We start from the raw sequence: 22,287 nt of genomic DNA, 5'->3' as shown, positions 1-22,287 counted from the left end.
ATGCACGCCACCCCTCTCCGCCGCCGTCGCTCGCCAGCGCTGCGCTTTTGGGCAAGCGAGCGACGGCGGCTCCGAGGGGATGGCTCGGCCGGACCCCATGATCAATTTTGCTGAACTTGACGCACAGAACTGGTGATGACAATGTTGGTTGGGGCGACAGTATCCACGCGACGCGGAGGTGATTACCCCGCAAAATCCTCGTCCCGCAGCTCGATCGGCTTGCCGTGCGGCGTGCGATCGGCCGCATGATCCCAGGCGTCGCGATAGCGATGCAGCGTCTCGATCGAGGCGACGCCCTTGCGCGCGACGAGGCCCTCAAGCGTGGCGAGCCAGTGCAGATAGTACGTCTCGCCCGTATCGGGATCGCCGGCCGCCTGCGCGCGCTTGATCTCGTCGGCAAGGGCGGCGGCCCATTCGGGCCAGGTGAACACACCACGCTCGTGGAGCGTCAGCGCCATCGCGAACGCATGCGCCTCCCAGGGCGCGCGGAACACCGGGCCTTCGTCATCGCGCGGAATGCCCGGGATCGCTGCCGTCGCGGCGGCAGCGGCGCTACCACTCATCACACCGGCTCCAGATAGGGTTCGAACGCGTCGATCGAAACCTTCAACGTGGGATCACCATCCTCGCCCCAGAGATCGCGGCCCTCGAAGACGACGGTGTAGAGCCATTGCGGATTCTCGCCGCGCTCCATCGCCGCCGTGTCCGGAAACACATGGCAGCCATGGTTCAACTCGACCACGCCGACATGCCCACGCACGTAGCGCGGCAGCCGCGTATGTGTCGCCGGATGGATGTTCTTGGCGCGCACGCGATCGCCGATGCTGAATTTCGCCGGGGCCGGGGCAGGGCGAGCGAACTTTCCGCGCACCATCACGCGCTCGACGTTGGAGAGATCGAACTTGCCATGCTTGAGCGCCTTTCCTGGCTGCATCGCGTGGCCGGCGGCGACCTCCTCTCTTGTGAGGTAGCCTTTCTCGATCAGCATCTCCTCGAGCCCGAGAAACCATTTCTCGTAATAGGAGCTTGAGAGATAAACATCCGGCGGCAAGATCTCGCGATAGAAGCGCGACGTGTCGATGTTGAAAGCGCCGGCCGCGCCCATCGCACGCACCATCGCCAGGACACGCGATTCCCAATCCGCGTGGAACATCGGCTCGTTCGGCTCGGGCTCGATCTTGCCGAACCCGTCCATGCCGCCCATGTCGTGCACGCCGTTCACGACGGCGCTCCAGGCCTGCGCGGAAAGCCGGTGCCGATCATGGAGTCGCGGGTGACGAGCTCAGCGAGCTGCTCCTCGCTCCAGCCCTCGGTGCCCTCGGGTCGCATCGGCAGCACCAGGAAGCGCGTCTCGGCGGTGGAATCCCACACCCGGATTTCGATGTCCTTGGGCAGCGCGATGCCGAAATCGGCGAGCACGCCGCGCGGATCCTTCACCGCGCGCGAGCGGTAGGGCGCCGCCTTGTACCAGACCGGCGGCAGCCCCAGCATTTCCCAGGGGTAGCAGGAGCACAGCGTGCACACGACCATGTTGTGACGCTGCGGCGTGTTCTCGACCACGACGAGATGATCGCCGACGCGGCTGACATGGCCGAGTGTGCCGATCGCCTTGCTGCCGTCCTCCAGCAGCGCCTTCCTGAAGGCCGGATCGGTCCAGGCTTTTGCGATGACGCGCGCGCCATTGTGCGGGCCGATCTTGGTCTCATAGGCCTGGATGATGGCATCGAGCGCGGCCGGTTCGACATAGCCTTTTTCGGTGAGGATCGTCTCGAGCGCGCGTACGCGCAGCTCGGTTTCGGACAGCTCGGAATGGTCGTGATCGTGGTCGTGATGATGCTCGCTCATGGCGCGAAGATAGTCCCAGAATCCGGGCCTTGTCGAGGCGAAGACTCTGCTAACGTCGCGCCATGGGCTGGGCTGCACGAACCGGAATATACGCCGCAATCGCGGCTCTTGTCGCACTTGCGGCGCAGGATGCGCGCGCGGCGAATGGCGCCTATGCCGTGGATGCCGCCGATATCTCCGAGGTCGGCTCCTGCAAGGTCGAAAGCTGGCTGTCGACTGCTTCCAACACGGATTTCGCAGCGGTTGCCAATCCCTCCTGCGTCGTCGATCCCTTCAGGCCGATCGAGCTGAGTATGCAGACCATTCGGGCCCGCAGCGATGGCGACTGGAGCACGACGCTGGCTCCGAAAGCCAAGACCAACTTCATCCCGACCGGAATCGGGCGCTGGGGATTGTCGGCCTATGGCGGTGGATCATTCGATGCAGCGACCGGCGAGGCGTTGTCCGCCTTTGTGGTCATACCAGCGACCTTTCGCCTGTCCGAGACCATGCGCGTCAACGTCAATGCCGGCTGGCTCTGGGATCGCACCGTCGATCGCCACTACCTGACCTACGGCATCGGCTTCGACTGGAAGTTCACCGACACGTTGCAGTGGACGATCGAGGCTTACGGCCAGGCCGGCGCGTCCCAGGTCGCGAGCATCGTGCAGCCGCGCTTTCAGACCGGCGTGCGCTACCGGCCAAACGAGATATTCTCCGTCGACGTGATCTACGGCCGGAACATCACCGGCGAGAACGCCAACTGGGTCACCATCGGCACAACGATCAGGTTTCCTGTCGGTGGTAGCGAGTCGGAGCACCGGCGCACCGGGCATTTGTGAGCCTCTCGGAAAATCAAGCACTTAGCGGCAGAACCCGCTTCTGGCCATTGATCGCGCCGCGGACAATCCGTATACGCCGCGATGGGACAAGAGCGGCCCGGCCAACGGACCGCTTGATTTGACGACAATCGAGGGGAGGGCCCATGGCCGCTAGCTCGCAGGCGCCTGAGGCGAAGGGATTTCGCTGGAAGCTGATCGCGCCGCTCATGGTGTGGCTGGCGATCTATCTGTGGCCCGTGCCCACGGGGCTCAACGTCAATCAGTGGCACTATTTCGCCGTGTTCGCGGCCGTCATCACCGGGCTCATCCTGGAATCGATGCCGGTCGGCGCGGTCGGGCTGATCGGACTCACCGTCGCCGGCATCAGTGGCTATATCGACCCCGATCCGACCAAATCGCTGCGCTGGATGCTGGCAGGCTTTGCCGAGAGTACGGTCTGGCTGATCGTCGGCGCCTTCGTGTTCTCGATCGGCTATCGCAAGAGCCAACTCGGCCGGCGCATTGCGCTGGTGCTGGTGCAGCGGCTTGGCCGCAACACGCTCGGCCTCGGCTATGCGGTGGCGATGTCCGACTTCGTGCTCGCGCCGGCAACGCCGTCGAACACGGCACGCAGCGGCGGCATCGTCTATCCCATCATCAGCAACATCCCGCGCATCTATGGCTCCGAGCCGGGGCCGACCGCCGGCAAGATCGGCACTTATGTGATGTGGACCGCGTTCGCCGCGACTGCGGTCACGAGCTCACTGTTCTTCACCGCGCTCGCGCCCAATGCGGCGGCGCTGGCGATCGCCAAGAAGACCGTCGGGGTCGAGGTCAGCTGGGGCCAGTGGTTCCTGGGCTTTGCGCCGCTCGGAATCCTCCTGATGGTGCTCGTTCCGCTGCTCAGCTACGTGGTTTGCCGTCCCGAGGTGAAGCGCAGCCCGGAAATCTCCGAATGGGCGGCGAAGGAGCTGACGGCGATGGGACCGATGTCGCGCAACGAGTGGATCATGCTGGCGCTGATCGTGCTCGCGATGTTCCTGTGGATCGCGGGCTCGAGCCCGGACATCCACGTGCCGTTGCTCGGCTCGAACTTCGTCAACGCCACCACCGTCGTCTTCATCGTGATCTCTTTGATGCTGGTCTCCGGGGTAATCGAATTTGCCGACATCGTCGGCGAGAAGAGCGCCTGGGAGGTGTTCTTCTATTTCACCTCGCTGTTGACGCTGGCGTCGGGTCTCAACGAGATCGGCTTCATCAAATGGTTCGCGACCGAATACGCCAAGCCGCTCGCGGGCCTGTCGCCGTCGACCGCGATGATCCTTCTGGTCGCGCTGTTCTTCTGGATCCACTATTTCTTCTCGAGCATCACCTCGCATGCCGCCGCGGTGCTGCCCGTGGTGCTCGCGGTCGGCTCGGGCATCGCGGACCTGCAGGTCACGACGCTTGCCATGCTCTGCATGTATTCGCTCGGCCTGATGGGCGTGATCTCGCCTTACGCAACGGGGCCGGCGCCGATGTATTTCGGCAGCGGCTATATCGGGAAGGGGCAGTTCTGGGCTTTTGGGCTGATCTTCGGGCTGCTTTATTTCGCAGGGCTCCTGCTGATCGTGCTGCCTTGGTTGCGGGTCCACTGAGGAGGGTGGAGAGGGTGCCTCCCGCAGATGAATTTTCTTCGTACGCGGGAGATTGGGAAAACTTCGTCCAACTCCCCGCAAATATCTGATATTGCATGAAAGACCGGAAACGGCGATGGTGCGTGCTGCGGTGCAGCGCGCTCCCCTGAGCCGGCATCTCACTTTCACCCCCGTCGCTCCAGCGACCTGGTTCCCGTATGCCCCTGAGCGGCGCGGGCAAGCGAATTATTGTGCATGAAGGCCGCCTCCATGAACGCTCACCAATCGCTCCCGATCGGAAGGCCGATCGAAACGCTTGAAGCGATATCACCTGCTCCGACCGAGCCGGACGCAATGGTCCGTTTCGAAGCCATCTCAAAAACCTATCCGGCCTATCGCGGCAAGCCCGGCGTCAACGCGCTGCAAGACATCGACTTTGCGATTCCGCGCGGTTCCATCACCGGCGTGATTGGCCGCTCCGGCGCCGGCAAGTCGAGCCTGGTACGGTTGATCAACGGGCTGGAGAAGCCGACCACGGGCCGCGTGATCGTTGACAACAGGGATATCTCGGCGCTCGCCGGCCGCGAACTACGGTTGGCGCAGCGCTCGATCGGCATGATCTTCCAGCACTTCAACCTGCTATCCTCGCGCACGGCCGCCGGCAACATCGCGCTGCCGCTCGAGATCGCCGGCTGGACCAAGGCGGACATCAAAGCGCGCGTCGCCGAACTGCTGGCGTTGGTCGGCATCGCCGACAAGCACGATCGCTATCCGTCAGAGCTCTCCGGCGGCCAGAAGCAGCGCGTCGGCATCGCGCGGGCGCTGGCGACCCGACCGAGCGTGCTGCTGTCGGACGAGGCCACCTCGGCGCTCGATCCACAGACCACGCGGGCGATCCTCGATCTGCTCGCGAACATCAACCGCGAGCTCGGCGTGACCATCGTGCTGATTACCCACGAAATGTCCGTGGTGCGCCAGCTCGCCAGGGAAGTGGTGGTGCTCGATGGCGGCCATGTCGTGGAGAGCGGCCATGTCGCGGACATCTTCACCCACCCGAAGCATCCGATCACCCAGTCCTTCCTGGCCGAGGTGATCGGCGACAGCTTGCCCGTGTCGCTGGCGAGCCGGATGGCTTTAGAGCCGTCCGCCGGCGGGCAGGCCGTGATCCGCGTTCAGGTGCGTGGGGCAGGGGCCGGCGATACCGTGGTGGCCCGGCTCGCCCGCGACCTCGGCCTGGACGTCGCGCTGCTGTCGGCCCGCATCGACGAGATCGGCGGCCAGCATGTCGGTTCGCTCACGCTCGGAATTCCCGGTGGCGAGGACGCGGTGACGCGAACGCTCGCCTGGCTCTCTCAACACCAATTCTCGGCGGAGCGTCTCGGCTATGTCGCCTGAACTCATCAATTTGATCATCCAGGCCACGGGCGAAAGCCTGTACATGGTCGGCATCGCAGCGCTGCTCGGCACCGCCTTTGGCCTGCCGCTCGGCGTGTTCCTCGCCACCAGCCGCAAAGGCGAGTTGTTCGCGGCCCCGCTCGTCAATCGCGTGCTCGGCATCGTCGTCAATGCGACGCGGTCCACGCCCTTCATCATCCTCGTCGTCGCCATCATTCCGTTCACCCGCCTCATTGCCGGCACCTCGATCGGATCGACCGCTGCGATCGTGCCGCTGACCATCGCCTCGACGCCGTTCATCGGACGCCTGGTGGAAGCCGCGATCCGCGAGGTTGACGGCGGCCTGATCGAGACCGCGTCCTCGTTCGGCGCTTCGCCGCTTCAGATCGTGTTCAAGGTCCTGATCCCCGAGGCGCTGCCGGGTCTGCTTCTGGCGCTGACGCTCGCCGTGGTCAGTCTGCTCGGCTACTCCGCGATGGTCGGCGCGGTCGGCGGCGGAGGGCTCGGCGATCTCGGTATTCGCTACGGCTATCAGCGCTTCATGCCGGAGATGATGCTCGCCGTCGTGGTCGTGCTGATCGCGTTGGTGCAGCTCGTCCAGAGCGCCGGCGATTATCTGGCACGCCGGGTCAACCGCCGGCTGCGGCATCGCTGAGCCGTTTCCAGATGTTGCGAACAGGCAGAGTCTCGTCTGTCTGGAAACATTCCAAACTCCGAAGCACGCCTGAGCGCATTGGCCGCAGGTGCTGCGCACACGTCTGGAGAAATTCTAACACCGCTCCTATCGTACTCGAAAACCGCCTGAGTTAGGGCAGGGCATCAAAAACGATACCGGCGAAGCCGGCAGTGCGTGGGGTCTCGAAAGACGTGACCGACTTCCAACTTTCTTCGCGTGGATGCACGCGTCGTCGACAGATTCAGGTGCTTTTCCTCGGGGCGGTCAGCACATTCTCTCTCGTCGTTCCCTTCGGCTATGTGAAGGCGCAGACGCAAATTCCCGAAGTCACCGTGGAAGCGCCGGCGCAGCGCGCCCGTCCGGCGGCGATTGCTTCGTCGCGAAGGGCTGCGGCGACACGCACCGCACGCGCCAATCGTCGCGTTCCGGCGCAGCAGGCTGCGCCAGCCCAGTCGGCGTCATCGAACGGTGTCACGGGTGAACGCGCCAATGGACCGGTGCGCGGTTTCGTCGCGACGCGGAGCGGCACCGCCACCAAGACTGATACGCCGCTGATCGAAACGCCACAGTCGGTGTCGGTCATCACCACCGATCAGATCAGGAACCAGGGCGCCGTCTCGATCGGCGAGGCCCTGCGCTACACCGCCGGCGTCAGCGGCGACGTCAATGGCGGCTCGGACACCCGCTTCGGCGGTCTCCAGATCCGCGGCTTCGACATGACCATGCCGGGACTCTACGTCGACGGCTTGCGGATTCCCTCCAGCAACTACGTGCATTTCAACGGCCTCGATCCCTATGGCGCCGAGCGCATCGAGGTGCTCAAGGGCCCGTCCTCCGCGATGTATGGCGGCAGCGGCACCGGCGGCATCCTGAACTACGTGACCAAGCTGCCGACGGCGCAGCAGTTCGGCGAGGTCTCGATCTCCGGCGGCAGCTTCAACCGTTATCAGGGTCAGTTCGACGTGGGCGGCCCCGCCAACAAGGAAGGCACCGTGCTGTGGCGCCTGACCGGCGTCGTGCGCGACGGCGAAACCCAGGTCGATTTCAGCAAGGACAACCGCGTCTTCATCGCGCCCGCAATCACCTTCAAGCCGAACGAGGACACCACCATCACCTTGCTCGCCAACTACCAGAAGGATCGGGCAGGGTGGGGCCTTCAGTTCCTGCCGGCCTCCGGTACGGTATGGCCGAACAACGGGCGCACCATTCCGGTCTCGTTCTTCGCAGGCGTGCCGAGCTTCGACGCGTTCAATACCGAGATCGCAACCGCCGGCTACCAGCTCTCGCACGATCTCACCGACTATCTCACGTTCCGGCAGAACCTGCGCTACGCCTATCAGCACAACGAGGAAAAGGTGTTTTACGGCGGCGGCTATACCGACGAGGCCGCGGGGCAGCTCGCGCGTTATGGCAGCTACAGCAACTCCTGCATCAACTCCTTTGCGATCGATAATCAGCTCCAGGGCAAGTTCAACACCGGCATTCTCAGCCACACCACATTGGTCGGTGTCGACTACCGCAACACGCGGTTTCGCGACACCGCCTTCGGCGTCACGACGTCGGCGCCCGAGATCAACGTCTTCAATCCGGTCTACAGCTACGACTGGACCATCGGTGCGATGAGCGACAACACCGGCGTCAAGCAGTCGCAGGTGGGCCTCTATGCGCAGGATCAGATCAAGCTCGGCCGGCTCTCGTTCCAGCTCGGCGGCCGTCAGGATTTCGTGACGACGCAGGTCGATAACGGCATCGTCAACACCACGGTCGCGAAGGATGCTTCGGCCTTCACCGGCCGCGCCGCCGTGATGTACAATTTCGACAACGGCGTCGCGCCCTATTTCAGCTACTCGGAATCGTTCCTGCCGGTGCTCGCGACCGGTTTTGGCGGACAGATGCTCAATCCCGAGACGGGCGTCCAGTACGAGGTCGGCGTCAAGTACCAGCCGCTCGGCTGGAACGGACTGTTCACCTTCGCCGCGTTCGACGCGCGACAACGTCGTCACCTACGTGCCTGCGGCCACCTTTGCCGAACAGACCGGGCAGGTGAAGTCGCGCGGCATCGAGCTCGAAGGCACGATGTCGCTCGCCGACGGCTGGAACCTGCGCGCGGCCTATGCCTATGTCGACGCCATGGTGACGCAGGATCCGGTGAATGTCGGCAAGGCGCCGGTCACCGTGCCGCTCAACCGCGCTTCGCTGTGGAGCGACTACACGCTGCAGAACGGACCGCTCGCGGGCCTGCAGTTCGGCGGCGGCATCCGCTACGTGGGCGCGACCTGGGGCGATGATGCCAACACCTTCAAGGTGGGAGCCTCGACCGTGCTGGATGCGCTTTTGGCCTACACCCATGACAACTGGCGCCTGTCGCTGAACGTGACCAACCTTGTCGACACGCGCTATGTCGCTGCGTGCTACAGCCTGGCGGGCTGCTTCTATGCCGAGGGGCGCAAGGCCATTGGCAAGCTGACCTATCGCTGGTGAAATCGAAGACGGTCCGGCACTGGGGGGCCGAACCTGCTGGATGAGAGTGGAAGACGATGAGAGCGATATTCGGCAGGCTGCATCGCTGGGCGGGACTGCTCACGGCCGGATTCCTGTTCTTCTCCGGCATCACGGGCGCGATCATCTCCTGGGATCACGAGATCGACGACGTCCTGAACAGCCATCTGTTCGACGTCGGCAGCAAAGGCCCGGCGATTCCCTCGATCGAGCTCGCCAAGATGATCGAACAGCGCGATCCCCGTGCGCGCGTCGTTTATCTCTTCATGACGCCGGAGCAGGGCCACTCGCTGTGGTTCTTCGTCATGCCGCGTATCGATCCCGCAACCGGCAAGCGTTACCCGCTCGACTACAATCAGGTCTTCCTCGATCCCAACACCGGTGCTGAGCTTGGCCGGCGCTATTGGGGCGCAGTGTGGCCCGTCACGCGCGAGAACTTCGTCTCGTTTCTTTACAAGCTGCACTACACGATGCACATCCCGGAGTTCTGGGGCAGCGACCGCTGGGGCATGCGCGTGCTGGGCGTGATCGCCATCATCTGGACCATCGATTGCTTCGTCGGCTTCTACCTGACGCTGCCCTCGCGCCCGCGCGCCAAGGCCGCGCGGGCGCCTGAAGTCGCACGCCAGCTCGAGCGCGGCTTCTGGGCGCGTTGGGCTCCGGCTTGGACCATCAAGACCTCGGGCAGTGCGTACCGGATCAATTTCGACATCCACCGCGCCTTCAGCCTCTGGACCTGGGGCGTTCTGTTCATCATCGCCTTCACGGCGTTCTCGCTGAACCTCTATTTCGAGGTGTTCTCACCGCTGATGAAGATGGTGTCGAATTACACGCCGACGCCCTATGAGCAGCGGCCGTATCGCGATCTCGACGATCCGATCGAGCCCAAGGTCACCTTCGCCGACATCGCCGCACGCGCCGCTGCCGACGGCAAGGCGCGGGGGTGGACCACCCCGGTCGGTTCGATCAATTACGGCCCCGCCCATGGCGTCTATGCCGCCGCCTTCTTCCACCCCGGCGACGACCACGGCGCCGGCGGTGTCGGCCCGGCGCAGCTCTATTACGACAGCGAGGACGGCCGCCCCATTGGCGAGCGGCTGCCCTGGGTCGGCACCGCCGCCGACATCTTCGTACAGGCGCAGTTTCCGCTGCATTCGGGCCGTATCGTCGGACTGTTCGGCCGCATCCTGATCTCGGTCATGGGCCTCGTGGTGGCGGCGCTCTCGGTGACTGGCGTCGTGATCTGGTGGCGCAAGCGCCGCGCCCGTGTTCGCGTGCGCGAGACCGCCGCGATGCGCCTGACGCGGCAGCAACTCACGCCGGCAGAGTAGGGCACGCGCATTCCGTCAAAGGATGAACCTTCATAGCCGGCACCGGCACAAAGACTGAAGATCGTCCACAGTCTTCCGGAATTGCGATGAGATCGCTTGCCTTGCTCTGCCTGCTCGTCTTCGGGTCCTGCGCACATGCGGCTACACCCGAGCAGCACTATCTCGACCTGCGCGATCGCTACATCGTCAAATTCTCGAAGGCCAAGGAGAGCGAGGACACCTCGAAGCAGCATGACGCGGCGCTCAGAGAGCTCGCCGCTGCGCTGCGCGCACTGGTGGGCCCGGTCACGATCAAGGGGCTTCCGGTCGGCGGCAAGTCGAATGTCGACACGCTGTTCAAGGGAGACATCGGCTTCGGTCATCTCGACGGCCTCAGTTTCGCCACCGAAGGCGACAAGCTGCAAGCGGTGGTGACCACGACCGGGCTGCTCGAGCACTGGCTTTCCGAGCACCGCGAGGACGGCATGCCACAGGAGATCAGCGCGGCGCTCAGGTCGGACCGGTTCTACTATTACGCCATTCAGGACGCCGCCTTCGCGAAATATGCTGACCTGCCCATCACCAAGCCTAGCGGCGCGAGCGCCGCGGTCGCGGTGCTCGGCGTGCGTGGCAATGGCAGCCTCAAGGGGCCGCCCAGCGAGATTGGCGTGGTTGCGGTCCAGGGCGACAAGGTCTTCTACCTTGCCGCAACCGATGCCGTGAAGACCGCCGAGATCCCGCCCTGCGAGAAGATCTGGAAGCAGATGATGGCCAAGAAGACCCCGCAGGACGCTATGGCCCGCGAAGACCAGGCGATGGACGCCTACACCAAGTGCTTTGCCAAGGAAGCGCCGAGCCAGAGCTGGTTCGCGGCCGCCGTCAAGAAGGCGCAGAGCCAGCTGGATCTGCTGCCGCTGCGCTAGAGCCTGGCCGGCCCGACGTGTGGTGTCGGCCACGTGAGAATCAATTTCACGACGAAATCACGCTCGAACGATTACCAAAGCACGGTGCCGCCAGATCAGCGGGCATGGCATCGACTCAGGCTCCTGCGCGCCCTATAAAGGGTTTTTCGCCGTGCCACTTTATCGCGAGTATTTCTGAAGAACAATCATCCCCATATTGGAATCGATGCCGTCGATTGGGAGCATAAGCGGCGATGACACCACAGATCGAGTACGTTCTCGGCGCCACGGTCCTGTCGATCGCGCTTGGTCTGCTGATCGGCTTTGCTTACGCGCGCGGCTACCACGGGATGTTGCTCTCGGCCTCGTTCGTTCACGCCTGCGTCGTCATTGTGCCGCTGACAGCGTTGGTGATGCACACGATCCGCTCGGCCACGGCGTTCGACAACGCCAACCGGGCCATGGGCGAGGGGTTCGCCTTCGCGTTGATCGGCCTTCTGGGCCTCATCCGGTTTCGAACGATCGTCCGCGACACGCGAGAGTTCACCTTCGTCTTCATATCGATCGTGACGGGCGTTGGCATCGGAGGCGGCCAGTTCGTTCTGACCGCCGGCGGATGCGCATTCGTGCTGATCCTCCTGATCGTTTTGGAGCGCATAAAATTCGGCACGCCCCGCGCGCCCTCGCTGCGCGTCAGGGCGACGGGCGCCGAAGATGCATTCGCGCAGTACGAAACCGCCCTGAGCCGCGTTGCCGAACGCGTCAATTCCGTGTCTTTGCGGCACACAGCTGAGCGCGGCACGACCTACGCGTTTGAGATTGTCGCCGGCGCCGGACAAGACATCCCGACCATCGCCGCGGCCGTTCGCGTCGTACCAGGAACGTCGGAGGTCAACGTCGTTCGCCTGCAGCGTGGCAAAGGCCCGGAAGGGGATGGGGATTGATACTTGCGGAAACGTCGGCAAGTCGATCCAGACGACGCGGCCCATCCGGGCTGTGAGGGACCTCGCGTCGCGCCAAGCGGCAGGCCTGGATCGGCCGCCAGAACAGTTCGACCGGTACGGCTACGCGAGCCCGCTACCGCCGCGATTCCACCCACGGCCGCCTTCGCCAAAGATCTCGTACCCGTCCGACGTCACGGCGACTGTGTCCTCGAGCTTGATGAAGCCGCGCTTCGGATGCTTCATCGTGGTCTCGATCGAAACGACCATGCCGGGCTCGAGCGGCAGGCGGGCGTCGGTGTCGTCGTAGGGCACCGGACCCTTGGCGGTCAGGCGAGGGGCCTCGTGGCTGACGAGGCCCATGCCGTGGGCCAGGAACTCGGTGCAGTCACGCTGGGTGATCTGCGCAAGCTGCCGTTCGGCGGCGACATAGATGTCGCCTCCGAAGGCGCCCGGACGGATGGTGGCAAAGGCGGCGCGCTGGACGGCCTCGATCTCGGCCAGGTAATCCTTGAGCTCGGCGTCAGGCTCGCCCAGCACGGCCATCCGGGCGAGGTCGCCGATATAACCCTGATAATTGCCGCCGGAGTCCAGCGACAGCGCCTCACCTTGCTCCCAGCGCTGCGATGATGGCGCTCGGTTGTGGCTGCTGCCGCACGCGAGCAGGCAGTATTCGAAGGTGAGGCCGCGATTGACCTCGGCGAGGCGCAATGCATCCGACAGTTGCCGCTTGGTCGTGCCCCGACCGTGCCCGGCGATCACGGCCAGCATTGATGCGACGACAAGCTCTGACGCCGTCTTGAGCTTCGCCAATTCCTCCACCGACTTGACCGCTCGCAGCCGCTCCAGCACCAGCACCGCGTCCTTGAGCTCGGCGCCGGGCAGGACGTCGGCCAGCGCCTTCCCTGCATCCATCGGCAGGAATGGCATCTCGACCCCGACCCGCCGCAACGACACGCCCGCCTGCCGGATCAGTTCTGCAGCCCGCATGATGGCGTCCACCGAACCGTTGGATTCGGTTCGGACCTGCGGCACCCAGAGCGGCGCGACGGCGCGCTGATGGCTTTCCAGCCGGTGGCCGACATAGACGGATTTCTCGGGCGCACCCTTGGGATAGACCAGCACCGGCAGATAACGGCTAACTCCCAGGGCATCCATATAGTCGAAGAAGATCGCACGCTCGGCGCCCAGCAGGTACTGCACGTTGTGCTTGGAGGTCGCGATCAGGATATCAAGTCCGGCCGCCTCCATGAGACGGTCGAGCTTGGCGGCATCGAATGGAATGGCACGCGAGGCAGCAGCGCGGGCAACGGTCTCTTGCATGACGATCCTCCAAGGGCCGCTGCGGTTCGGTCTGCCGGCACATTCCTGTTCGCAGCCATTCGAATAACGGTCGGATGATCGGTTGGCTCCCAGCCAGGGCAAGGAGGGTCCCGTCTGCGCGCCATATCCAAAATTCGCATAAGGTATATTATGGAATATCTTTATTTCCAATTAGATCAATTGTTTAGACGAAACTCCTGCTACTGTATCTCGGCCTGAGCGCTGTGTTCGGTCCGCCTTCCGACCGCCGTCTCAGCTCTTGCCGGCTACTGTGCATGGGGTTGTTTTGCAGATTCTGCATCCAGCCCCATCTCTCCAAAAGCCGATATTGCCGTGACCTTGCCCGGCTGCAATAAGCGAGGCTTCCGCGAGATCGCAGATGACCTTAAGGCCGACCGTCCGTATAGGTTTGCATCTCAGAACAACAACAAACCTTCCGAGGAAGCAGACCCATGGTCCTTTCAACGCGCTTTTCCCGACGCACGCTTCTCAAGGCCTCCGCCGCGACCGCGGTCCTGGGCGGCCTCGGTGCGCCCCATGTGGCCCGCGCCCAGAGCGCCGAGTTCACCTACAAATACGCCAATAACCTGCCTGACACCCATCCGCTGAACGTGCGCGCCAAGGAGATGGCGGCGGCGATCAAGAGCGAGACGAACGGCAAGTTCGACCTCCAGATCTTCCCGAACAACCAACTCGGGTCCGACACCGACATGCTGAGCCAGATCCGCTCCGGCGGGGTCGAGTTCTTCACGCTGTCAGGCCTGATCCTGTCCACCCTGGTGCCGGCGGCGTCCATCAACGGCATCGGCTTCGCGTTCCCGGACTACGACACGGTCTGGAAGGCCATGGACGGCGACCTCGGCGGCCATGTCCGCGGCGAGATCAAGAAGGCCGGCCTCGAGGTCATGGACAAGATCTGGGACAATGGCTTCCGCCAGACCACGTCCTCGACCAAGCCGATCACCGGCCCTGATGACCTCAAGGGCTTCAAGATCCGCGTGCCGGTGTCGCCGCTGTGGACCTCGATGTTCAAGGCGTTCGACGCAGCGCCCGCCTCGATCAATTTCAGCGAGGTCTATTCCGCGCTGCAGACCAAGATCGTCGAGGGCCAGGAGAACCCGCTGGCGATCATCTCGACCGCGAAGCTCTACGAGGTGCAGAAGTACTGCTCGCTGACCAACCATATGTGGGACGGCTTCTGGTTCCTGGCCAACCGCAGAGCCTGGGAAAAGCTGCCCCAGGACGTGCGCACCATCGTCGCCAAGAACATCAACGCCGCCGCGGTCAAGGAGCGTGAGGACACTGCCAAGCTCAACGCCAACCTGCAGCAGGAGCTCGCGGGCAAGGGCCTGACCTTCAACCAGCCCGCGGTCGGGCCGTTCCGCGACAAGCTGCGCACCGCCGGCTTCTATGCCGAGTGGAAGGGTAAGTATGGCGATCAGGCCTGGGACCTCCTTGAAAAGGCCGTCGGCAAGCTGTCGTAACGTCTTGGGGCCGTCATGGCTCATGTCGAGATCGAGGTGATCGAAGTGACGGGCGAGGCGGCTGTTCAGTCCCCTCGCCGACGTTCGTTGCTGGCGTCACTTGAACGCGCGCTCGGCCTCCTCGTCGAAATCCCGGCGGCGATCCTGGTCGTCGCCGAGATCCTGATCCTGTTTGCCGGCGTGGTCGCGCGCTACGGTCTGCACCGGCCGCTGATCTGGTCGGACGAGCTCGCTTCGATTCTCTTCCTGTGGCTCGCGATGCTGGGCGCGGCGGTCGCATTCCGCCGCTCCGAGCACATGCGCATGACCGCGGTCGTCGCGAGCGCCAGACCCGCGATGCGGGCCTATCTCGATCTGATCGCGATCTCGGCCGCGCTGGCGTTCCTCGCACTGATCGTCTGGCCGTCCTGCGACTATGCCTACGAAGAGAGCTACATCACCACACCGGCGCTGCAGATTTCCAACATGTGGCGCGCGGCCGCGCTGCCGGCCGGCATCGGCCTGATGGCGGCTTTTGCCGTGCTCCGGCTGCTGCGCGCGGCCGACTACCGAATGGTCGCAGCCGCCGTGCTGTCGGTTGCGGTCGTGATCGGCCTGTTCTGGCTGGCGGAGCCGCTCCTGCGGCCGCTCGGCAATCTCAACCTCGTCATCTTCTTCGTCGGCGTCGCCGGCTTCTGCGTCTTTGCCGGTGTTCCCATTGCGTTCGGGTTTGGGCTGGCGATCTTCGGCTATCTGGCGCTGACCACGCGCACGCCCGTCATGGTGCTGGTCGGGCGCATGGATGAGGGCATGAGCCACCTGATCCTGCTCTCGGTGCCGCTGTTCGTGTTCCTCGGGCTCCTGATCGAGATGACCGGCATGGCGCGGGCGATGGTGGCGTTCCTGGCGAGCCTGCTCGGGCATGTCCGCGGTGGCCTGCATTACGTGCTGGTCGGCGCGATGTACCTGGTCTCCGGCATTTCCGGCGCCAAGGCCGCCGACATGGCCGCAGTTGCGCCCGTGCTGTTTCCCGAGATGAAAGAGCGCGGCGCCAAGCCCGGCGATCTCGTCGCGCTGCTGGCGGCGACGGGAGCCCAGACCGAGACCATCCCGCCGAGCCTCGTGCTGATCACGATCGGCTCCGTCACCGGCGTCTCGATCGCAGCGCTGTTCACAGGCGGCCTGCTGCCCGGTGTCGTGCTCGCGATCACGCTGTGCATGCTGGTGTGGTGGCGCTACCGCCGCGAGGACATGAGCCATGTCCGCCGTGCCACTGCTTCCGAGATCGGCAGGACCTTCATCATCGCCCTGCCCGCGCTCGCGCTGCCCTTCGTGATCCGTTACGCCGTGGTCGAGGGCATCGCGACGGCGACCGAGGTCTCCACCATCGGCATCGTCTATGGCGCTCTCGTCGGCCTCCTCGTCTACCGTCGCTTCGACTGGCGGCGGCTGTTTCCGATGCTGGTCGAGACGGCGGCGCTGTCGGGTGCGATCCTCCTGATCATCGGCACGGCGACCGGCATGGCCTGGGGCCTGACTCAATCCGGCTTCTCGCGTTCGCTGGCCGCCGCCATGACGGGATTGCCGGGCGGGGCCGCGACCTTCATCGCCGTGTCGATCCTGGCCTTCACCATCCTCGGCAGCGTGCTGGAGGGCATACCGGCGATCGTGCTGTTCGGCCCGTTGCTGTTCCCGATCGCACGCGCCGTCGGCGTGCACGAGGTGCACTACGCCATGGTGATCATCCTCGCCATGGGTATCGGGCTATTCGCCCCGCCCTTCGGCGTCGGCTATTATGCCGCCTGCGCCATCGGACGCGTCGATCCGGCCGAAGGCATCGGGCCGATCTGGGGCTATCTGCTGGCGCTGCTGGTGGGATTGATCGTGGTCGCGATCTTCCCCTGGATATCGATCGGATTCCTTTGAGACGCATTTGAGGAGGGTGTCGATGAGTGAGCGGCAGAACCCATACAATATCGGCCTCGACAAGACTCCCGCCAACTACGTGCCCTTGAGCCCTCTGAGCTTCCTCGCGCGCAGTGCCGCGGTCTATCCCGATCACGTCAGCACCGTCTATGAGGGCCGCAGCTTCGCCTGGGCAGAGACTCACGAGCGCTGCCGACGCTTTGCCTCTTATCTGGCGGGCAAGGGCATCGGCGTCGGCGACACCGTGGCGGCGATGCTGCCGAACATTCCGGCGATGAACGAGGCGCATTTTGCCGTGCCCATGGCGGGCGCCGTGCTCAACGCCCTCAACATCCGCCTCGATGCGCCCTCGATCGCATTTCAGCTCGATCATGGCGGGGCGAAGATCATCCTGGTCGATCCCGAATTTTCGGGCGTCATCACCGATGCGCTCGCGCAGATGACCGGGCCCAAGCCATTCGTGATCGATGTCGATGATGCCGCCTTCAAGGGCGGCAAGCGCATCGGCGAAATCGAATATGAGGCGGCTGTCGCGCAAGGCGATCCCGGCTTCAACGCCGTTCTACCGCACGACGAATGGGACGCGATCGCGCTGAGCTACACCTCGGGCACGACGGGAAATCCCAAGGGCGTCGTCACCCATCATCGCGGTGCCTACTTGAATGCGGTCAGCAATATCCTCGCCGGCAACCTCGGCCAGCATCCGGTCTATCTCTGGACGCTGCCGATGTTCCACTGCAACGGCTGGTGCTTCCCCTGGACCATTGCGGCCGCTGCCGGCATCAATGTCTGCCTGCGCAAGGTCGAACCGACCAAGATCTTCGAGCTAATCAGGCAGCACGGCGTCACCCACATGTGCGGCGCGCCGATCGTCTACAACACGCTGATCAACGCACCTGACGCGCCCAAAGGCAATGCAGCCCGCCGCGTCGTCGGCCTGATCGCAGGTGCCGCGCCGCCGGTCGCCGTGCTCGAAGGCGCCGAAAGCATCGGCATCAAGCTGACGCATGTCTACGGCCTGACCGAGGTCTATGGCCCCGCCTCCGTCTGCGCCGAGCAGCCAGGCTGGGACGAGCTTCCGCCCGCAGAGCGCGCGCGCTTGAAGCGCCGGCAGGGCGTGCCCTACCCGCTCGAGGAAGCCGTCACCGTCATCGATCCGCAGACGATGCAGGAGGTGCCGCGCGACGGCGAGACCATCGGCGAGGTCATGTTCCGCGGCAACATCGTGATGAAGGGCTATCTCAAGAACGAGAAGGCGACCAAGGAAGCCTTCGAGGGCGGCTGGTTTCACACCGGCGATCTCGGCGTGCTCGACGAGCACGGCTACGTCATCATCAAGGACCGCTCCAAGGACATCATCATTTCCGGCGGCGAGAACATCTCCTCCGTCGAGGTCGAGGACATCCTCTACAAGCACCCGGCCGTGCTATTCGCCGCTGTCGTCGCCAAGCCCGATCCGAAATGGGGCGAGGTGCCTTGCGCCTTCGTCGAGCTGAAGGACGGCGCCAGCGCAACCGAGGCCGAGATCATCGCCTTCTGCCGTTCGCAGATGAGCGGCTTCAAGACGCCGAAGGCGGTCGTGTTCGGGCCGATCCCGAAGACGTCCACGGGCAAGATCCAGAAATTCCTGCTGCGTAGCGAGTCGGCTCGGTGAAGGCGATCTCGGCCTGAGAGCCGTCTGACTTCCGCTCGCACGCACAGCGGCAGTATCGCAAGGCCGCCGGCAAAACCGAGCTGCGGAATCCAGAGCGGAAGCGCGACGACGCCCTGCGCCACATCGTTGAAGCGTCAGGAATCGTAGGTCATCTGCACGGCATAGCGGGTGAAATAGAGAATGAAGGCCGTGGCAATACCGAGCGCCACGATCTCCGCGATCTGCTTGGTCCGCCCATGCAGACGTTCCAGCAGCAGACCAAGCCCAGCGCCTGTCTTTCAGACGTTAGATCAACATGATGGGGCCGACGCAGGCAAGGAGTATGCCGGCGGATGCCGGAATTTCCATCGCAGGTTCAGCGCGTCTCCAGCCGCAGCCCATCGTAGGCCGGCACCACGCCTGCGGGCAGCGACTGCCTGATGACTTCGTAGTCGACGTCGGCGGTCATATTCGTGATGACCGCGCGCTTCGGCTTGAAGCGCTCGATCCAGGACAGCGCGTCGTTGATGCTGAAATGGCTGACATGGCCGGTGTAGCGCAGCCCGTCGACGATCCAGAGGTCGAGATTTTCCAGCGCGTCCCAGCTCTCGCGCGGAATGTCGTTGAGATCCGGTGTATAGGCGGCATCCCCGATGCGGTAGCCGAGCGCGGGAATGGCGCCGTGCTGCACCAGGAAGGCCGTCATCGTCACCGCGCCGCCCTTCCCCAGGATGGTCTGGCTCTCGCCCGCCTCGATCGAATGCCGGGTCAGGATCGGCGGATAGTCGCTGCCTTCCGGCGAGATGAAGCAATAGGAGAACCGCGCCATGATGTCCTTGGCGGTGGACTGGTTGAAATAGGTCGGGATGCGCCGGCGCATGTGCATGACGACCGAGCGCAGGTCGTCCATGCCGTGAGTCTGATCGGCGTGCTCATGCGTCAGAAACACCGCGTCGATATGGTCGACATTGGTCGAGAGCAATTGCTCGCGTAAGTCCGGCGAGGTGTCGATCACGATGCGTGTCGTGCCGTGCTCGGACGTGCGTTCGACCAGCAGCGAGCAGCGGCGGCGGCGGTTCTTGGGATTGTTGGGATCACAGGCGCCCCAGCCGAGCGCCGGGCGCGGCACGCCGGCGGAGGAGCCGCAGCCTAGGATCGTCAGCGTCAGCGTCATGTGGCTCCCACTCTCAAGCTTTCACCTTCGAGAACAGGCGGAAGAAGTTTTCGCTCGTTTGCCGCGAGATCTCGTCAAGCGAGACGCCGCGCGTCTCGGCGAGCACTTTTGCGACCTCGACCACATAAGCGGGTTCGTTGCGTTTGCCCCGGAACTTGCCCGGTGCAAGATAGGGCGAGTCCGTTTCAACCAGGATACGATCGGATGGCAGTTCGGCCGCGAGCGCGCGCAAGGCTTCCGACTTCTTGAAGGTCAGGATTCCCGTGAAACCGATATAGAGCCCGAGCGACACTGCTTTCAGCGCCAGCTCGCGCCCGCCCGTGTAACAATGCAGCACGGCGCGAAACGATCCCTTGGCCGCCTCGTCTTCCAGAATGCGCGCGCAGTCCTCGTCGGCCTCGCGGGTGTGGATCACCAGCGGCAGGCCGGTCGTGCGGGCAGCGGCGATGTGGGCACGAAAACCCCTCGCCTGCGCCTCCGGCGAGCCGTTGTCGTAGAAATAGTCGAGCCCGGCCTCACCGAGCGCGACGACCTTGGGGTGCTCCGTCAACGCAACAAGCTCGTCCGGCGCGATGCCGTCCTCCTCGTCCGCATTGTGCGGATGGGTACCGACCGAGCAATAGACGTCGTCATAGCGTTCGGCGATCGCGAGCAGGTCCTTCAGCCGCCGCACCCGCGTCGAGATCGTGACCATGCGCGCGACGCCGGCCCCGCGCGCCCGCGACACGATCCCGTCGAGATCTTCAGCAAAGTCGGGAAAATCCAGATGACAGTGACTGTCGATCAGCATCACGCGAACGCCTTCAGGCTGCCGGCTCGACGTAGCGCGGGAACGCGGGCTTCGGCGCCGGCAGCGTCGAACCCGGCGCGATACGCTTGCTTCCGCCGAGCATTGCGAAGCTGCGCTCGCCTTCAGGGATGCCCAGGCTGTCGAGCAGCAATGCGGAGGCGGTCGGCATCGCGGGCTGGGCCAGAATCGCGATCTGGCGCACGACTTCGGCGGTAATGTAGAGCACCGTCTTCTGCCGGGCAGGATCGGTCTTGGCGAGCGCCCACGGCGCCTCGCCCGCAAAATAGCGGTTGGCCTCCGCGACCACGGCCCAGACGGCGTTGAGCCATTGATGAATCTGCTGTGTCGCCATGGCCTCACGTGACGCTGCGATCATGCCGTCGGCCATCGCAAGGATCGCCTTGTCGTTGTCGCTGAACTCGCCGGGCTCCGGCAGCACGCCGCCGAACTGCTTTGCGATCATCGACAGCGAGCGCTGCGCGAGGTTGCCGAGATCGTTGGCGAGATCGGCATTGATACGCGCCACGATGGCCTCGTGGTTATAATTGCCGTCCTGGCCGAACGGTACCTCGCGCAGGAAGAAATAGCGCATCTGATCGACGCCATACTGGTCGGCGAGGTTGAAGGGATCGACGACATTGCCGACCGACTTCGACATCTTCTCGCCCCTGTTGAACAGGAAGCCGTGGGCATAGACCCGTTTCGGCAGCGGGATCCCGGCGGACAGCAGGAAGGCCGGCCAATACACCGCATGGAAGCGGATGATGTCCTTGCCGATGATGTGCACGTCGGCTGGCCAGTAGCGCCAGTTCTTGTCGCTCTCATCGGGGAAGCCGACGCCGGTGATGTAGTTGGTCAGTGCGTCGACCCAGACATACATCACGTGCTCCTGGTCGCCGGGCACTTTCACGCCCCAATCGAAGGTGGTGCGCGAGATCGAGAGATCGCGCAGGCCGCCCTTGACGAAGCTCACCACCTCGTTCTTGCGGGATTCCGGCCCGATGAAATCAGGGTGATCCGCATAGAGCTTGAGCAGCTTGTCCTGATACGCCGAGAGGCGGAAGAAATAGCTCTTCTCCTCGACCCATTCCACCGGCGTGCCCTGCGGCCCGAGGCGCACGCCGTCCTCGTTCACGCGCGTCTCGTCCTCGGCGTAATAGGCCTCGTCACGGACCGAGTACCAGCCCGAATAGGTATCGGCATAGATGTCGCCGTTCGCTTCCATGCGCCGCCAGATCTCCTGGCTGGAGCGGTGATGCTGCTCCTCGGTGGTGCGGATGAAGCGGTCGAACGACACGTTCAGCCGCTCGTCCATCTCCTTGAAGCGGCCCGCATTGCGGGTCGCGAGCGCGGCAGCGGACATGCCTTCACTGGCCGCCGTCTGAACCATCTTCTGACCGTGCTCGTCGGTGCCGGTCAGGAAGAACACGTCCTTGCCGTCGAGCCGCGCAAAGCGCGCCAGCACGTCGGTCGCGATCGCTTCATAGGCGTGACCGATATGCGGGCTGCCGTTGGGATAGGCGATCGCCGTCGTGATGTAGAACACGTTGTCGCGTGCGGGCGCGACCGTGGGCGCGGCGGCCTGCGGAGCCGCGGCGGGGTTCGGCGCACGCGGGGTCTTGGCTTGCGATACTTTGGGCTTCACAGCCTTCGCCGGCGTGATGACAGGAGCCGGTGCGGCGGTCACGGCAGGCGCAGCCGGCTTTTTCGCAACCCTCTTCGCCGCCGCCTTCGGTTTTTTGGCAGAGGATTTTTTCGAAGCCTTCGTGGCGACGACCGGCTTCTTCGCGCCCTTCTTGGCAACCTTCTTTACGGCCTTCGCAGCCCGCTTCGTCGCGCCCTTCTTGGCGGCAGACTTCTTGGTCTTCTTGACGGCTTTGGTCGCGCGCGCCTTCACTGCTTTCCTGGCGGCTTTCTCAACGGCCTTCTTAGCAACCCTCGTCTTGCTGCTCTTACCTTTAGCGGTCTTCTTAGCTCGCGTTGCCACCACGAAT

Annotated in this window: 16 protein-coding genes and 2 pseudogenes; 11 read left to right on the top strand and 7 right to left on the bottom strand. The window is 64.2% G+C overall.

Annotated elements, in window-relative coordinates; all coding sequences use genetic code 11:
• Positions 1 to 182 precede the first annotated feature (182 nt).
• Genes P6U27_RS18230 through nthA form a run of 3 tightly spaced genes read right to left on the bottom strand, consistent with a single transcriptional unit; the run spans position 183 to position 1,845 of the window.
• Positions 183 to 563, bottom strand: coding sequence for a nitrile hydratase accessory protein (locus P6U27_RS18230; protein ID WP_164936887.1), 381 nt, complete (start codon positions 561 to 563; stop codon positions 183 to 185).
• Positions 563 to 1,222: a nitrile hydratase subunit beta gene (gene nthB, locus P6U27_RS18225; protein WP_407194348.1), complete on the bottom strand. Its 660-nt coding sequence runs from the start codon at positions 1,220 to 1,222 to the stop codon at positions 563 to 565. Before nthB ends, P6U27_RS18230 begins: the two co-directional genes overlap by 1 nt.
• A complete protein-coding gene (nthA, locus tag P6U27_RS18220; protein ID WP_122403276.1) occupies positions 1,219 to 1,845 on the bottom strand; it encodes a nitrile hydratase subunit alpha in 627 nt (208 codons plus the stop codon). Before nthA ends, nthB begins: the two co-directional genes overlap by 4 nt.
• 62 nt (positions 1,846 to 1,907) lie before the next feature.
• Between nthA and P6U27_RS18215 the strand changes: the two genes are divergently transcribed.
• The 8 genes and pseudogenes from P6U27_RS18215 (at position 1,908) to P6U27_RS18180 (ending at position 11,987) form a co-directional block, all read left to right on the top strand.
• Positions 1,908 to 2,666 carry a hypothetical protein gene (locus tag P6U27_RS18215; protein ID WP_407194347.1) on the top strand — a complete coding sequence of 253 codons (759 nt, stop codon included), beginning with the start codon at positions 1,908 to 1,910 and terminating at the stop codon, positions 2,664 to 2,666.
• Between the two features lie 143 nt (positions 2,667 to 2,809).
• Complete coding sequence (locus P6U27_RS18210) at positions 2,810 to 4,282, top strand: DASS family sodium-coupled anion symporter (protein ID WP_122406674.1); 1,473 nt, start codon at positions 2,810 to 2,812, stop codon at positions 4,280 to 4,282.
• A gap of 234 nt (positions 4,283 to 4,516) precedes the next feature.
• Positions 4,517 to 5,656 carry a methionine ABC transporter ATP-binding protein gene (locus P6U27_RS18205; RefSeq protein ID WP_407194346.1) on the top strand — a complete coding sequence of 380 codons (1,140 nt, stop codon included), beginning with the start codon at positions 4,517 to 4,519 and terminating at the stop codon, positions 5,654 to 5,656.
• Positions 5,646 to 6,311, top strand: a complete 666-nt coding sequence (locus P6U27_RS18200; RefSeq protein WP_407194345.1) for a methionine ABC transporter permease — start codon at positions 5,646 to 5,648, stop codon at positions 6,309 to 6,311. The genes P6U27_RS18205 and P6U27_RS18200 overlap by 11 nt, the downstream gene beginning before the upstream one ends.
• Positions 6,312 to 6,829: 518 nt before the next feature.
• Positions 6,830 to 8,813 (top strand): annotated as a pseudogene (locus tag P6U27_RS18195) (TonB-dependent siderophore receptor).
• 56 nt (positions 8,814 to 8,869) lie between these two features.
• Positions 8,870 to 10,162, top strand: coding sequence for a siderophore utilization protein FsrB (gene fsrB / locus P6U27_RS18190; protein ID WP_407194344.1), 1,293 nt, complete (start codon positions 8,870 to 8,872; stop codon positions 10,160 to 10,162).
• Between the two features lie 86 nt (positions 10,163 to 10,248).
• On the top strand, positions 10,249 to 11,064 hold the full coding sequence (locus tag P6U27_RS18185) for a hypothetical protein (RefSeq protein ID WP_407194343.1): 816 nt from the start codon (positions 10,249 to 10,251) through the stop codon (positions 11,062 to 11,064).
• 329 nt (positions 11,065 to 11,393) lie between these two features.
• Positions 11,394 to 11,987, top strand: a complete 594-nt coding sequence (locus P6U27_RS18180; protein WP_407194342.1) for a DUF4956 domain-containing protein — start codon at positions 11,394 to 11,396, stop codon at positions 11,985 to 11,987.
• 120 nt (positions 11,988 to 12,107) lie between these two features.
• Here the strand turns inward: P6U27_RS18180 and P6U27_RS18175 are convergent, their stop codons facing one another.
• A complete protein-coding gene (locus P6U27_RS18175) occupies positions 12,108 to 13,307 on the bottom strand; it encodes a Xaa-Pro peptidase family protein (RefSeq protein ID WP_122403269.1) in 1,200 nt (399 codons plus the stop codon).
• Between the two features lie 452 nt (positions 13,308 to 13,759).
• Between P6U27_RS18175 and P6U27_RS18170 the strand changes: the two genes are divergently transcribed.
• The 3 genes and pseudogenes from P6U27_RS18170 to P6U27_RS18160 all read left to right on the top strand — a co-directional run bounded on the left by P6U27_RS18170 (position 13,760) and on the right by P6U27_RS18160 (position 18,367).
• Positions 13,760 to 14,791, top strand: a complete 1,032-nt coding sequence (locus tag P6U27_RS18170; protein ID WP_122403268.1) for a TRAP transporter substrate-binding protein — start codon at positions 13,760 to 13,762, stop codon at positions 14,789 to 14,791.
• A gap of 15 nt (positions 14,792 to 14,806) precedes the next feature.
• A complete protein-coding gene (locus P6U27_RS18165) occupies positions 14,807 to 16,696 on the top strand; it encodes a TRAP transporter large permease subunit (protein ID WP_209295947.1) in 1,890 nt (629 codons plus the stop codon).
• A gap of 22 nt (positions 16,697 to 16,718) precedes the next feature.
• Positions 16,719 to 18,367, top strand: a pseudogene (locus P6U27_RS18160) (acyl-CoA synthetase).
• 338 nt (positions 18,368 to 18,705) lie between these two features.
• Here the strand turns inward: P6U27_RS18160 and P6U27_RS18155 are convergent.
• The 3 genes from P6U27_RS18155 to metG are packed head-to-tail and all read right to left on the bottom strand — an operon-like array spanning position 18,706 to position 22,280.
• On the bottom strand, positions 18,706 to 19,503 hold the full coding sequence (locus tag P6U27_RS18155; RefSeq protein ID WP_122403265.1) for an MBL fold metallo-hydrolase: 798 nt from the start codon (positions 19,501 to 19,503) through the stop codon (positions 18,706 to 18,708).
• A gap of 13 nt (positions 19,504 to 19,516) precedes the next feature.
• The gene (locus tag P6U27_RS18150) at positions 19,517 to 20,293 is read right to left on the bottom strand and encodes a TatD family hydrolase (protein WP_122403264.1); all 777 of its coding nucleotides are present in this window, start codon (positions 20,291 to 20,293) and stop codon (positions 19,517 to 19,519) included.
• Positions 20,294 to 20,306: 13 nt separating this feature from the next.
• Positions 20,307 to 22,280 (bottom strand): methionine--tRNA ligase, encoded by a 1,974-nt coding sequence (gene metG, locus P6U27_RS18145; RefSeq protein ID WP_407194341.1) that lies wholly within the window; start codon positions 22,278 to 22,280, stop codon positions 20,307 to 20,309.
• Positions 22,281 to 22,287: the final 7 nt, after the last annotated feature.

Source organism: Bradyrhizobium sp. STM 3566, from assembly GCF_045571445.1.
Classification (GTDB): domain Bacteria; phylum Pseudomonadota; class Alphaproteobacteria; order Rhizobiales; family Xanthobacteraceae; genus Bradyrhizobium; species Bradyrhizobium vignae.
Note: the sequence above shows the minus strand (reverse complement) of the source record. Positions and strands in the feature narration are given on the sequence as shown.